15 protein-coding genes and 1 tRNA gene are annotated in these 13,795 nt (G+C 62.2%); 11 read left to right on the top strand and 5 right to left on the bottom strand.

Annotated features, from left to right (window positions below; genetic code table 11):
• Positions 1 to 88 precede the first annotated feature (88 nt).
• The 11 genes from HGA39_02755 (at position 89) to HGA39_02705 (ending at position 8,706) form a co-directional block, all read left to right on the top strand.
• Complete coding sequence (locus tag HGA39_02755) at positions 89 to 235, top strand: hypothetical protein (protein NTW28269.1); 147 nt, start codon at positions 89 to 91, stop codon at positions 233 to 235.
• Positions 236 to 336: 101 nt separating this feature from the next.
• A tRNA-Gly gene (locus tag HGA39_02750) sits at positions 337 to 411 on the top strand.
• 149 nt (positions 412 to 560) lie between these two features.
• Complete coding sequence (locus HGA39_02745) at positions 561 to 1,586, top strand: M23 family metallopeptidase (protein ID NTW28268.1); 1,026 nt, start codon at positions 561 to 563, stop codon at positions 1,584 to 1,586.
• A gap of 83 nt (positions 1,587 to 1,669) precedes the next feature.
• Positions 1,670 to 1,963, top strand: a complete 294-nt coding sequence (locus HGA39_02740; protein NTW28267.1) for a 30S ribosomal protein S6 — start codon at positions 1,670 to 1,672, stop codon at positions 1,961 to 1,963.
• A 73-nt stretch (positions 1,964 to 2,036) separates the two neighbouring features.
• Complete coding sequence (locus HGA39_02735) at positions 2,037 to 2,465, top strand: single-stranded DNA-binding protein (GenBank protein ID NTW28266.1); 429 nt, start codon at positions 2,037 to 2,039, stop codon at positions 2,463 to 2,465.
• 84 nt (positions 2,466 to 2,549) lie between these two features.
• A complete protein-coding gene (locus HGA39_02730; protein NTW28265.1) occupies positions 2,550 to 2,813 on the top strand; it encodes a 30S ribosomal protein S18 in 264 nt (87 codons plus the stop codon).
• 29 nt (positions 2,814 to 2,842) lie between these two features.
• On the top strand, positions 2,843 to 3,769 hold the full coding sequence (locus HGA39_02725) for a DUF2232 domain-containing protein (protein ID NTW28264.1): 927 nt from the start codon (positions 2,843 to 2,845) through the stop codon (positions 3,767 to 3,769).
• A 51-nt stretch (positions 3,770 to 3,820) separates the two neighbouring features.
• Complete coding sequence (locus HGA39_02720; protein NTW28263.1) at positions 3,821 to 4,387, top strand: 50S ribosomal protein L9; 567 nt, start codon at positions 3,821 to 3,823, stop codon at positions 4,385 to 4,387.
• Positions 4,388 to 4,681: 294 nt separating this feature from the next.
• Positions 4,682 to 6,031, top strand: coding sequence for a replicative DNA helicase (dnaB, locus tag HGA39_02715; GenBank protein ID NTW28262.1), 1,350 nt, complete (start codon positions 4,682 to 4,684; stop codon positions 6,029 to 6,031).
• A 4-nt stretch (positions 6,032 to 6,035) separates the two neighbouring features.
• Positions 6,036 to 7,466 (top strand): FAD-binding protein, encoded by a 1,431-nt coding sequence (locus tag HGA39_02710; protein ID NTW28261.1) that lies wholly within the window; start codon positions 6,036 to 6,038, stop codon positions 7,464 to 7,466.
• A 40-nt stretch (positions 7,467 to 7,506) separates the two neighbouring features.
• Positions 7,507 to 8,706, top strand: coding sequence for an MFS transporter (locus HGA39_02705; protein ID NTW28260.1), 1,200 nt, complete (start codon positions 7,507 to 7,509; stop codon positions 8,704 to 8,706).
• Here HGA39_02705 and HGA39_02700 read toward each other — a convergent pair.
• From HGA39_02700 to HGA39_02680, 5 genes are all read right to left on the bottom strand, one after another.
• Entirely contained in the window at positions 8,703 to 9,701 is a 999-nt protein-coding gene (locus HGA39_02700; protein NTW28259.1) for an ABC transporter ATP-binding protein, read from the bottom strand. The two genes, HGA39_02705 and HGA39_02700, sit on opposite strands and share 4 nt — an antisense overlap.
• Positions 9,702 to 9,715: 14 nt before the next feature.
• A complete protein-coding gene (locus HGA39_02695; GenBank protein ID NTW28258.1) occupies positions 9,716 to 10,837 on the bottom strand; it encodes an ABC transporter permease in 1,122 nt (373 codons plus the stop codon).
• Entirely contained in the window at positions 10,834 to 11,976 is a 1,143-nt protein-coding gene (locus tag HGA39_02690) for an ABC transporter permease (protein NTW28257.1), read from the bottom strand. Before HGA39_02690 ends, HGA39_02695 begins: the two co-directional genes overlap by 4 nt.
• On the bottom strand, positions 11,973 to 12,890 hold the full coding sequence (locus tag HGA39_02685; GenBank protein NTW28256.1) for an ABC transporter ATP-binding protein: 918 nt from the start codon (positions 12,888 to 12,890) through the stop codon (positions 11,973 to 11,975). The genes HGA39_02690 and HGA39_02685 overlap by 4 nt, the downstream gene beginning before the upstream one ends.
• A 68-nt stretch (positions 12,891 to 12,958) precedes the next feature.
• Positions 12,959 to 13,744: an HlyD family efflux transporter periplasmic adaptor subunit gene (locus HGA39_02680; GenBank protein ID NTW28255.1), complete on the bottom strand. Its 786-nt coding sequence runs from the start codon at positions 13,742 to 13,744 to the stop codon at positions 12,959 to 12,961.
• Positions 13,745 to 13,795 lie beyond the last annotated feature (51 nt).

The raw sequence follows: 13,795 nt of genomic DNA, 5'->3' as shown, positions 1-13,795 counted from the left end.
TTTGTTGGGGGAAAGATCGTACTGGACAGCACGGGATTGTGTGCAACGTTGAAGACACGATCACATCGTCAAGGAGGTGATTGCGCGAATGGCTGCTAAAGAAGGCTACTGCGTGAAGTGCAAGAGCAAGAGGGAGATCAAGGATCCTCAGGAAATCACCATGAAGAACGGGCGTCCGGCCACCCAGGGCACATGCCCCGAGTGTGGCACGAAGATGTTCAAGATCGGCAAGTAGCTCGTTTTTCACTGCACGCTGCGAAAACGTCGCCGGCAACACTGCTGACGACGTTTTCTCGTTGCAGCATCGCTCAGGGCTGGGATACACTCTCCCAGCGTGCGGGTGTAGTTCAATGGTAGAGCGTCAGCTTCCCAAGCTGAATGTTGCGGGTTCGAATCCCGTCACCCGCTCCAAGAGTACGACTCGGCCGCCCGGTCCCTCGGGCGGTCTTTTGTTTTGCCGAGGCACTTTACAGGCGTTCGCAGTCGGTGTAGAACATATGTTCGTATAGTGCCTCAAGAGACTCCCCCTCTTGCCGACAAAGGCAGGAGTGGTTCGAATGGTGTCAAAGATCAGAACGAGGGCGGGGGCGGTTCCGCTACCCGGTCGCAGATTCAGCGCCCGCGCCGTGGCTTTTTTCGCATGCATTCTTGCAGTGGCGGCGACTGTCGGACAGCCGGCGCCTGCGTATGCGGGTTGGCCGCTCCAGCGTGCCGGTACAGTGACGTGCGCGTTTGGGGGCGCCTACTCGGCTGCCGATGGTTCATCGAGCACCCACACGGGAGCTGATGTGGCCGCCGAGGATGGCGCGGGAGTCTGCGCGCCGTTCGGGGGGAGTGTGACCTTCGTAGGCCGCATACCGGGTCCCGGCGGAGGCACAGTGCTTGCCGTGACGCTTGCCACCGAGAAAGGCGATGTCACGCTGTTCCCGTTCAGGTCGGTGACAGTCGTGAAAGGAGAGCAGGTCGCCGAGGGCGCAGTGCTGGGCATCATTGCCGGCGAAGGAGACCCTTCTACGACGATCTCCCATGTGCATGTTGGATTGCGCCGCAACGGTTTGTATCTCGACCCCATGAGCGTGATGGCTCCTCCGGCCGTAGCGACGCCGCAGCCCGGCAGTCAGCCTGCGGCTGCCGCAGCTGGGAACACCGCTCAGGCTGGCAGCGCCAGCTCGGCGGTGGCAGGAAGCCCAGCGCCGAGCGCGGCGGCCGTACCCGTGGAAACGGCGGGCGCCGCATCAAGAACTGCGAGCGCGGGAGATGTGCTTGCGCCCGGCGTGACAGTTGCCGGCTCGAGCGTGCCCGCCGGCGCTGTCGGTTCGGTCCCTGTGGCAGTGCCCGCAGGCGTTGCCGGCTCGGCGGGGGAGCAGGCGTCGGCGTATGAGGTCGTGAGGGAATGCCTCGATAATCTTGCATCCAAGGCGTTGAGTGCGGTGAGGGGCGGCGTGCGCACTGTGTCGCTGACGCTGCTGGCGGTTCTATTCGCCCTGGGAGCGCTCTGGCCGCTCTGGCGCGGGAAGCGGAAAGGTACCGTTCAGGTTCCTGTCAGTGCCTTAAGCGACGATGTTGCGGCAGTGGCGGGCCAGTGATACACTCCACAGGCTCATTTCCTGCTCCGGGCAGCTGCCTTCACGGTCCCGGGGCCGACCTTCAGCCCAAGGGAGGTGACAAAGTGAAGGCTTACGAACTATTGCTTCTGCTCAACCCCTCTCTCGACGAAGAGACCCGCGCGGGCGTTCTGGACAAGGTCCAGGGCGTCATCACCGCCGACGGGGGTGTGGTGGATGCCGTCAACTCGTGGGGCAAGCGCAAGCTGGCCTTTGAGATCGGCAAGGTTGCCGAGGGGGACTACGTTCTCTTCGATTTCCACACCGCACCGGCCAAAGTTGCCGAGCTGGACCGCGTGCTGCGAATTACCGATCCTGTGATCCGCTTCATGCTCCTACAGCGCGAGGACAAAGACTAGTCCTCGTTCTCGGCCGGCATCAGCGGATTCGGACGGTGTCCCTATTCCGCTTACGTCAGAAGGTGGTTTTCAAATGAGCATCAATCGCGTTTGCATAAGCGGGAACCTCACCCGCGACCCGGAACTCCGTTCAACCGGCGGCGGCATGGCCATTCTGCAGATGGGCGTGGCTGTCAACGACCGTCGCAAGAACGCTCAGTCCGGCGAGTGGGAGGATTTTCCGAACTACGTCGATGTAGTCGTCTTCGGAGCCCGTGGTGAGTCGCTGTCGCGTTTTCTCTCGAAGGGATCGAAGGTCTTCGTCGAGGGCAAGCTCCGCTGGAGCCAATGGACCGACAAGAATAGCGGCGACAAGCGCAGCAAGATCGAAGTCGTCGCTGACGATATCGAGTTCATGACCCCTCGTGGCGAGGGTGGCGGCAGTGGTGATCGCGGCTCCTACAGCGCTCCGACACCTGCACCTGCACCCGCTCCTGTCTTCGAGGACGATATTCCGTTCTAGGGAAACCAAGGCGCGCCCTCCCCTCGGGCGCGTACCGATTCGCACGTACCGCGACTACGAAAATCGCGGAAGGAGGTCAAAAACATGTCCGATTTTGCACGCAAGCCTCGGCGCAAGTATTGCCAGTTTTGCAAGGATCACTCTGAGTACATCGACTACAAGGATGTGCAGTTGCTTCGCAAGTACATGACCGACCGTGGCAAGATCAAGCCTCGTCGTGTGTCAGGCACATGCGCCCAGCACCAGCATTCTCTTTCGATGGCGATCAAGCGCGCTCGTGAGATGGCGCTCGTTCCCTATACCGTGCCGGTCATCAGCGGCCGCATCGATCGCAGGGGTGGCAGGTAATTCCTGAAGTGAAGACCAGTTCTACACGCATGTTCGACACGTTGCTGCTTTCCGTGGCCACGATATTCGGCGTTGTCCTTGCGCCGATGTTGCCATATGTCGGGGTGCCGATCGCGGCAGCCGGAGTGGCCGGGCTCGTGTATCAGGACCGTCTGAGCGCGGCTGTGTTCGGTGCGGTTGTCGGCAGCGTGGCGGCTATCGCAATGAGTCCGGTCAGCGCCGTGTTTGTGATTCCCGTGGTGCTTGCGGTGTTCTTCACGGTGCTCATGCTGCCGCGCACAAGCGTGCAGAGGATCGCGGTCGTACTGATCGGGGTATTGGCGGCGGCAACCGTAGGTGTTTCCGCCTTGGCCGCGCGATTGGTGGGTACTACGGTTTCGGTTCAGATCGCGACGTTGTTCGATGAGTTCGGCAAGGGACTCGGGTCTTCTGCGAGTGCCGAGCTGCTTTCACAGTTGAGCTCTGCAGCGAGGCTCTTCGGCACGATTTGGCCGGGATGGTACTTTCGTGAGGCTGTGTTTGTCGGCGTCATCACGATCATGGTCGTAGGTTGGAGCGCGAAGAAACTGGAGCAGCCGATTGAGATCCCGTCTCTGAAGCAGCTGGATCTTACTCCACATATTCTGTGGGCTTTTGTCTCCGGCCTGTTCTTGTTGGCGGCGTCATACAGTTCGATACCGATGGCTGCCGCCATGGGGACCGTCGGGACAAACCTGTTGCTCTGCGCATGGCCCTTCCTGTTCATCCAAGGGCTGAGCGTAATGGCCGCAGTGCTTGAGAAGGTCGGCATCTCATCTGTCGGCCGGGTGTTTGGACTTGTCGGGTTTGCGGTGCTCGACGCGCTGACCCTTGCGGTGAGTTTCACCGGGCTGGTGGATTTCTGGTTCAACTTCCGACGGCTGCCGCGTGACGGTTTCACCCCGTCGGCGCCGGAGCACGAAGTGTCGGATCGCTAGGCTGAACTGCCGTCCGGGCGGTATACCGTTCGGCGACTTAGAGGAGTAACAATGAAGGTCATCCTATTGCAGGAACTCAAAGGTCGCGGAAGCGAGGGTGATGTCGTCGACGTCGCCAACGGTTTTGCGGTCAACTATCTGTTTCCGCGCAAGTTCGCCATTGAGGCGACTGCCGGGAACCTGAAGCAGCTCGAGCAGCGCGGTAAGAACATCCGCGTGCGCGAGGATCAACGCCGCGAAGGGGCGAACAGCCTCGTCGAGCGTCTGGGCGATAAGGTCATCAATGTTGAAGCGAAGGTCGGCGACGAAGGTCGCCTCTTTGGCTCCGTCACCACCACGATGATTCAAGCCGCGATCAGCACAACCTTGGGCATCGACATCGATCGCCGTCAGATCGAGACCCACGGACAAATCAAGGCGGTCGGGCCCCACGTGGTCGAAGTCGCTCTGTACCGTGACATCAAGGCGCAGGTCACTGTCAACGTTGTGCCCGAAGGCTATAAGGCCCCCGAGGTCCCCGTGACGGCCGTCGCGGAAGTCGAAGGCGTTGATGCTGATGGCGAAGCACACGTTGAGATCGTCGAAGAGACCGCCGAGCAGGCTGCCGAAGTCGAGTAACTCTCGGCTTCTGGAAGGTCCCCGGCGCGAACAAACGGCGGCGCAGCCCCATTTTGGGCGGCGCCGCCTTTGCGTGTCTGCAAGTCCGCCGGTAACTGGTGGACACTGTGGATAACTCGTTCATCCGCAGGTCAGACCTGCAGTCCTGTCCACTTAGCCCTGTGGATGCAGATATGCAGCCAAGAAAATGTCACTGCGCTCGCATATCATCCATACGTACGCGCAAGCGCGTGATGGGCACACTCGTGGGAGGGAGTCTCTACCTTGGCTGACACAATGGACAGAGGCGTCCGCATGCGTGCGGCAGTGGCCGCCGACAGGGTACCTCCTCACAATCTCGAAGCGGAACAGGCTACGCTCGGCGCGATGTTTCTGTCGGCCGAGGCGGTCGAAGGTGCCTTGGCGCTTCTGCATCCGGAAGACTTCTATCGTCCGGCCCACTCACGCATCTTCTCGGCGATGAGCGACCTCTACGCGCGGTCGGTTCCGGTGGACCACCTGTCGGTGGCAGATCGGCTCGAGGCCGTCGGAGACCTAGAGGCCGCAGGCGGCAAGCCGTACCTGCTCGACGTCACGGGTGTCGTGCCCACGGCTGCGAACTGGCCGCGCTACGCCGAGATTGTGAAGCGCACGTCGATGCTCAGGCAGTTGATCGGTGCGGGCACGCAGATCGTGGCACTCGGCTACGACGCGCCCGACGACCTCGATGCCGTCGTCGGCGATGCCGAGAAGCTAGTTTTCGACGTTACGAACAAGCGAGTTCAAAGCAACTTCAAGTACATCAACGACCTGCTCAAGATCTCCTACAAAGAACTCGAGGATCTCGCCGAAGCCAAGCAGCATGTCACGGGAGTGCCGACAGGATTCGAAGATCTCGACAGGCTCTTGGCCGGCCTGCATGCGGGCGATCTGATCATCCTCGCCGCACGCCCGTCAGTGGGTAAGACCGCCCTCGCCCTCAACATGGCGGTAGGTGCCGCCAAGCAAGGCACGGCCGTGGCCGTGTTCTCGCTGGAAATGGGAGCTGAGCAGCTGGTCCAGCGCGTGTTGTGCTCGGAAGCCAGAATCAATCTCCAAGACGTTCGCACCGGATACGTGAAAGACTCAGACTGGCACGCGATCCACACGGCGATGGGCAAGCTCGCTAACCTCGACTTCTGGGTTGACGACACGCCGTCCATCTCGATCCTTGAACTGCGCGCGAAAGCCCGCCGACAGCTCAGGGACAAACCCAAAGGCCTCATCGTTGTCGACTACTTGCAGCTCATGCAGCCGCAGAATCGCCGGAACGAAAACCGTCAGACCGAGATCGCCGAGATATCCAGGGGACTCAAGATACTCGCCAAAGAACTCAAGGTCCCCATCGTCGCTCTGTCGCAGCTGTCGCGTGCTGTCGAGCAGCGCGCTGGCAAGCGCCCGCAGCTTTCCGACCTGCGAGAGTCGGGTGCAATCGAGCAAGATGCCGACGTGGTCATGTTCATCGACCGCAACACCGATCCAAAAGACACCAGCGAAGACAGGCCTCCTCTCGGTTCGGCGGAACTGATTGTCGCTAAGCACAGAAATGGGCCGACAGGCTTGATACAGCTCGCCTTCCTGGATCGCTTCGTCAAGTTCGTTTCGGTTCCCAATAGACCCATGTAGGGCAATGACCCAGCAACAGTCTTGCGGAAGTTCCAAGGAGGCACACGTGCCGGTTTCCACCTATGACGTGATCGTGGTCGGCGCTGGTCCGGCGGGCATCTTCTCGGCGATTGAGTTGGTGCGCTCCGGAATCACGAACGTTCTCGTCGTTGAGAAGGGGCGCGCGATCGCAAAGCGCCGCTGTCCGGCGCGCAGGACAGCGTGCGCCGGCTGCAAGACCTGCGACATCATGACTGGATGGGGTGGAGCAGGCGCTTTCTCGGATGGCAAACTGACGCTCACCACCGAGGTGGGCGGGTGGCTCGGCGAGTACATTTCGAACAGTGAACTTCAGTCACTCGTTGAGTACGCTGACCGCATCTGGCTGGAGTTCGGTGCGTCACCGAAGGTGTACGGACCTGATTCCGACACCGCGGTAAAGCTGGAGAGCGAAGCTGCGACGGCTGGCATGAGGCTCATTCCGATGCGTATACGGCACATGGGGAGCGACCGTTCGCCGCAGGTGCTCGACGCGATGATGAACTACCTCAAGCAGGCGGGAGTGACGGTTCGCACCGAATGCCCCGTCACTCGAATCGTGGTGCAAGACGGGCATGTGACGGGGATCGAACTCTCGCCGGGTGAGTTTGCGGAGGCGGATCGGGTCATCGTCGCGCCGGGGCGCGAGGGCGCCGACTGGCTTGCCGGACAGATGCGCCTCCTCGGGATCGGACTCGTGAACAACGCGGTCGACATAGGAGTACGTGTTGAGTGTCCTGCTCCGATAATGCAACGCCTGACTGACGCGCTTTATGAGGCGAAGCTCATATATCGCACAAAGACGTTTGGGGACGTCGTTCGCACCTTCTGCATGAATCCGTCCGGCGAGGTCACGACAGAAAGCTATGGAGACGTCGTCACGGTCAACGGGCATTCCTATGCCGAGGAAAAGACCCCATACACCAACTTCGCGGTGCTCGTCAGCCAGAGGTTCACCGAGCCGTTCCGGGATCCGATTGCATACGGCCGTTCCATCGCGAAGCTGGCCAACTTGCTGGGCGGCGGTATTCTCGTTCAGCGATTCGCCGACCTGAAGGTTGGACGACGGTCGACTCCCGAACGCATCGCCCAGGCTCAAGTGGAACCCACTCTTGAGCACGCGACGGCCGGCGATCTCTCAGCGGTGCTTCCGTATCGCCACATGACGGATATCGTGGAGTTCCTGGAAGCGATGGAGGCAATCGCGCCGGGTATCGCAGGACCGGGGACTTTGCTGTACGGTGTCGAAGTGAAATTCTACTCCTCGCGTGTTGAGGTGAATCAGGCTCTTGAGACTGCCGTCGGAGGCCTCTTTGCGATCGGTGATGGTGCAGGGCTCACGCGTGGCTTGGTGCAATCGAGTGTCAGTGGTGTAATAGCAGCACGGGCAGCACTTGTCGGATGCGGGGGCGTCTAAAGGCAAGTAAGATCACCCGACGAAAACGAGGGGGACTTACGTGATCTCGAAGACATTCTCACCGCTGGGAGTGGCGGACTACCGATCCCTTTGGATCGGGCAGATCGTTTCGGTTGCTGGCGATAGGATCAACCAGATCGCCATGGCGCTCATGGTGTACTCGCTCACCGGTTCGATGCTCCAGATGGGCATCATGCTTGGGATCGTTCTCTTGCCGGCCGCTCTCTTCGGACTCGTGGCGGGCGTTCTCGTGGATCGGCTGGACCGCCGCCGAGTCATGATCGCCGCCGATTTGATTCGCATGGTCGTGGTTCTTGCTATTCCATTCGTCGTTCACTTCGGCATAGGGTGGGCGTACGCGCTGGCGTTTGTGGCTTCCGCAGTCTCACTGCTGTTCACCCCCGCCAAACGTGCGCTCATTCCTGAGATCGTGAACTCGCGCGACTTGATGGCTTCCAACTCGCTTGACAATGCCTCTGAAGCGGTCGCCGAACTTGTGGGGCTCGCCATCGGCGGCGTCGTGGTAGCGACGATTGGCTATTCGTGGGCCTTTGGGATCGATGCGGCGACATTCGCCTTCTCGGCGGTGTGCATCAGCCTCATCCGTCATCGCAGGCCGGTAGTGGCCGCACCTCTCCCCCATGTCGGCATCTATGCCGAGCTGACCGAGGGATTGCGCTCGATCTGGCATCACGACCTCCTTCGGGAGCTCTCCGGCTTCTACGTGTTCACAGCCATGCTTGGGCAGGCGTCGGTCGCCCTATGCTACGCCCTTGCACTTGAACGCTATCAGGCTGGGGCCACGGGTCTTGCGATGCTCGATGCCGCGATCGCTGTTGGTATCTTGGCAGGGTCAGTCCTGATCGCACGAGGCGGCATGGGCCGGGCGGGCACGAAGTTCTTGAGCGGCGTGGCCGGAATGGGTGTCGCGGTGGGGCTGGTCGCCTTGGCCTACAACATCTGGATCGCTATGGCGTTTCTTCTGGCCGCAGGTATCGCGAACATGTACTTCTTCATCCCGGCAACGACGTTGTACCAGACGCATTCCAACGAAGCCGTGCGAGGCAGAGTCATGGCTGCGATCACCACACTGACGCGCATTGCAATGGTATTAGGAACCGTCATCGTTGGTGCCCTTGCCGAGAGGATGCCCATAGCCTGGCTGGCCGCAGCCCTCGGCGTCGGTGGGGTACTTGTAGCAGCAGCGGGATCCACCCAAGCGGCGCTGCGCGAAGCCTAGGGCCCCGACGCAGCCCTCTCGCGGGAAACCAGGTTCACGAACACGTCCTCAATTGTGGGTTCTACAGTCGCGACTCGCGCGTCAACGAATCCCGCATCGTGTAGCCGGTCTGCGAACGCGGCTGCCGAGGAGGGGCCGTCGCCTCGTATCTCCTCGGCGATGACGGCGTGTAGCAGCGCTCCGGACAAGTACGCTTCCTCGACTCCCTCGGCAGTTTCGAGCCATTCGAGCACCGAATCCGTGTCTCCGACGGCGACTTCGAGGATGCGCTGCATCATGAAGTCGGTGCGAATCTCGTGGGGCGTGCCTTCGGCGATGATTCGGCCGCGGTAGATGAAGGCGAGGCGGTTGCAATGGCTGGCTTCCTCCATGTAGTGCGTGGTCACGAAGAGCGTGGTGCCCTTGCTCGCGAGGTCGTAAAGCAGGTCCCAGAACTGCCGCCGCGCGACAGGATCGACGCCGCTGGTGGGCTCGTCGAGGAACAGGAGTTCCGGTTCGTGGATCGTCGCCGCTCCCAGTGCGAGGCGTTGACGCCAACCCACGGAGAGGTTCGCCGTGAGTTCGCTTTCGCGGCCGATGAGATCGGCCATTTCCAGCACGTAAGCGCGCCGGGATGCGAACTTCTCGGCAGGGAGGTCGTAGACGCCGGCGTAGAAACGCAAGTTCTCGTCGACGGTCATGTCTTCGAAGAGAGCGAACTTCTGCGACATGTAACCAATGCGCCGCTTCACGCGCTCTGGCTTCGCGATAACGTCGTCGCCGAGGACCAGTGCGCTTCCGGACTGCGGCGCGATCGTGCCGGTGAGCATACGAATGGTGGTGGTCTTGCCGCAGCCATTGGGGCCGAGGAAGCCGAAGACCTCGCCGCGGGCTACATCGAAATCGATGCCGTCGACCGCCGTGAATCGGCCAAATCTCTTGGTGAGGCCTCGGACCGAGATGGCTGCTTCGGGATTCGGTGTCGTGCCATGCAAGTTGTTCGTCGCTGGGGTCATGTGCGTTGCCGCTCCTATTCCGACAGCCGTTTGCGGGTCGCCACAATAGCTGCGCAGAAGATGACGGCCGAGAATACCGTCATCGCGATCAGCGGCACGGCAAGAGCCTCGAAGCCGCTGCCCTTGACGAACGCCCCGCGAAGCACGGTCAGCGCGTAACGGAGCGGGATCAGGTAGGTGAGGGGTACCACTTCCGCCGGCATCGACTCGATGGGGAAGATGAAGCCAGAGAGGACCATTGTGGGGATCAGGATGAACATAACCGTCTGCTGAGCCTGTTGACGGGTGCGCGAAACCAAAGACACCAACAACCCGAGACCGACCGACGTGAGCATGAACAGGCCGAGTCCCACGATCACCACTGCGAGTTGGCCGTTGAAAGGTACTCGGAACCAGTAACGGCCGATGAGTGCGACGAGCGCCATCTGTGCGACGGCGATGATCATGTAGGGCGTGACCTTGCCGATCAGGTACTCGCCGCGGCCGATCGGCGTGACGAACATCTGCTCGAGCGTGCCGCGCTCCCGCTCGCGCACGACCGCCTGCGACATGATCGCCATCATCGAGATCATGAGGATCGCCGCGATGAGTCCTGGGATCATCGTGTTGACGGCGCGCAGCGTCGGGTTGAACACCACGCGGACTCGTGCGTCGATTCCCGGTGCCGAGAGGGTGATGCCTTGGGCGGCGATGCGCTCCTGGTTGAACGCCGCCACGATCTGCGCCGCGTAGCTGCTGCCCACCGACGCCGTCTTGCTGTCAGACCCATCGACGATGATGCCGATGGACGCCGTCTCGCCCCGGTCGATCCGCGCTTGCGTGCCTTCCGGGATGACCAGCGCAACCGCGATGTCGCCCCGGTCGAGCAGTGGTTGGAGGTCGCCTTCGGCGGCCGGGTGGGCCTTGATGACGAAGTAGCCGGAACTGGAGAAGGAGGACTCAAGTTGGCGCGATACTGAGCTGTGATCCAGATCGACGACGGCCGTGGGGAGATTGCGCACGTCGGCGGCGACCACATAGCCGAAAAAGATGAGCTGGGCGACCGGCATCAGGAGAAGAAGCCTCAGCAGCAGGGGGTCTCGGCGAAGCTGAACGAACTCTTTCCAGATGAGAAGGCGAATGCGCTTCAGGCTCACTGCGACCGCCTCCCGTAGAGGACGGATGCGATTGTGGTGACCACGATCGCGAAGATCGAGAGGTAGAGCAACTGCGGCCAGAGCTCGGCGAAGCCGGCACCTTTCAGGAAGACGCCGCGTGAAATCGCGATCATGTAGCGGCCCGGAAAGGCGTAGCTCACCCACTGGAGTACGCGCGGTATCGATTCGAGCGGGAAGGCGAAGCCCGACAGCATGAACGCCGGCAGGAAGGAGATGAGCAGTGCTGTGATGTTGGCGGTCTCAAGCGACGGGGCGAGTGCGGAGATGATCAGTCCCATGCCTAGGGCTGCGGCCACGAATACGATCGCGGAAACGGAGAGGAAGGCCACACTTCCGCGCAGAGGAACGCCGAACACACCGATCCCGACGGCAGTGATCGCTCCCATATCGAGGAACGCAAGCACTGTCCATGGCAGAAGTTTGCCGACCATCAGTTCGACTCGGCGAAGCGGGCTGACCGCCAGCTGTTCCTGCGTGCCCTGGTCCCGCTCGCGTACGAGCGTGACTGCCGTCTGCTGCACGGTCACGATCATGATGATGACCACCATGAGCCCAGGAATCAGGAAGTCCGACGAGCGCTTTTCGGGGTTGTACCAGGTTCGCACCTGGGCTTGCAGCTGCCCGAACTGCGTCACGTCGAGGCCCTGTCTGTCAGCCCAAGCGAAGAGCATCTTCTGGCCGTAAACCCGGTTGAGAGCGACCGTGTAGGCCTGCCCGATCTGCGCCGAATTGGGCTCGCTGCCATCGATGAGCACGGCGACCTGCGCCTTCTCACCCGAGGCGAGCGCGCGCTCGAACCCGGAGGGGATGACCACGGCGATGCGAGCCAGATTGCGGTCGAACTGCCGGTCGACCGCGGAGAGGTCTGCGACTTCACCCAGCACGTTGAAGAACTCGGAGGACTGGTAGGCCTGCACGTATTGTCGGCTCGCCGGCGTCTTGTCCTGATCGAGTACCACCGTCGGGACGTTCTTCACGTCGAAGCTGATGGCGTAGGCGAACAGCAGCAGCTGCACGATTGGGACGATGAGCACGGCCGCCAGAATGCGCGGATCGCGAATGAGATGCTTGAACTCCTTGCGTGCGATCGCGCCGATGCGAACGGCAGCGGACTTCATCGCGCGTCAGCCTCCTCGGCAAGGAACGCGAACGCGGCTTCCATGTCGACACGCACCGGCTGCACGCCGGTGACGGTCACGTCCGCAGCACGCAGCGTGCCGCGGAGTTCCTCGGCGCCCTCGGTGCCACCGGCCCACAGCACACGGACAACCTCGCCGTAGAGGTGCGCCGAGGCAACGTGCGGCTCGCCTGCGACCGCAGCCAATGCCGCACGAGGCTCGGGAGCCGCGACCTCGAAGAGTGTACCCGGTACAAGCGCCTTGATCTCGGCGGGTGTGCCCTGCTGAAGGATTCGGCCGCCGTCCATGAAGGCGATCTCGGTGCAGCGCTCGGCCTCGTCCATGTACGGCGTGGCCACCAGCACCGTCTTGCCCGCGCGGTGCAGCCCGGCGATGATGCGCCAGAACTCACGGCGAGAGACGGGATCGACGCCCGTGGTGGGTTCGTCGAGCAACAGCAGGTCGGGCTCGTGCATGAGTGTCGTGGCCAGCATCAGCTTCTGCTTCATGCCGCCGGAGAGGAAGCGGGCCTGGCGGCCGGCGAACTCGGCGAGACCCATGCTGGCGAGCAGAGAGACCGCGCGTTCGCGGCGCGCATCGCGCGACACGCCGCGGACGGTCGCGAAGAACGCGAGGTTCTCGGCGATGGTGAGGTCGGGATACATCGAGAAGCGCTGCGACATGTAGCCGATGCGTGGCGTCACCCGCGAGGCTGAGCGGGTGACCGACTCGCCGAAGATCTCTGCGTCGCCGACGGCGGGCGCAAGCACGGTCGCGAGCATGCGGATGAGTGTCGACTTGCCGGCGCCGTCGGGGCCGAGCAACCCGAAGACCGCGCCGCGGGTGACCGCGAGGTCGACGCCGGCGACCGCGACGACGTCTCCGAAGGCGCGCTCCAGCCCGGTCGCGCTGATGGCGAGCGCGGGTTGGGCCGAGGGCGCGACCCCGACGTCGGTTTCGACTGCGATCTCGGCGGCGGCGGTCACTCGAACGTCACGTCCGTGGGCATGCCGGCCTTCAGAGCGCCGCTGGGATCAGTGATGCGCACGCGCACCTCGTAGACGAGCTTGACGCGCTGGTCTTTGGTCTCAACGTTGTTGGGCGTGAACTCGGACTGCGAAGCGATGAACGTCACGGTCCCGCTGTACGTGTTCGTCGTCGAGTCCGTGACGACCTTGACAGCCTGTCCCAGCTTCACGTTGCCGATCTGCGTTTCCGGCACGAACACTCGCACAAACAGGTCGCTGGGGTCAGTCAGCGTGAGTAGCGTCTTGCCCGGACTCGCATTCTGTCCCACGTTCGTGGTGATCGAAACGACCACTCCGTCGTGCGGCGCCGTGACCTTCGCATAGCCGAGCTGGACCTGAGCGAGCTTGACGGCCGCGTTCGCCTGCTCCAGGCGCGCAGCCGCAGCTGCGACGTCTGCGGCCGTGCCGGTGTTCTTGGCCGCGGTGAGCGCGGCCGTCGCCGCGTTCACGCCCTGGACGGCTGAGTCGACCTGTAGCTGCAGCGCGGCGCTGTCGAGTTCGACCAGCACGGCACCGCTCTTTACTGAGTCGCCTTCGCCGGCAGAAAGCGTTGCGATGCGTCCCGCGAGTGCCGAGGCAACCTGGTACTCCTTGGCTTCGACCGCCCCCGTCGCCGTGAGTACGCCGTCCGTCGAAGGCCGCACTGACTTCCACCATAAGTAGCCACCCGTGGCTGCCGCGAGCAGCAATACGATTACGATCGCCGCCGCCGGTGGACGCCTGTGCTTTTCGTTCGCCATCTGCCTCACCCGTTCTCGCTGTCGTTGTTCGGACCTCTGAGTATCCGTGTT

The sequence above is a fragment of the Coriobacteriia bacterium genome (assembly GCA_013336165.1).
Classification (GTDB): domain Bacteria; phylum Actinomycetota; class Coriobacteriia; order Anaerosomatales; family JAAXUF01; genus JAAXUF01.
This window is presented reverse-complemented; position numbering and strand designations above follow the sequence as displayed.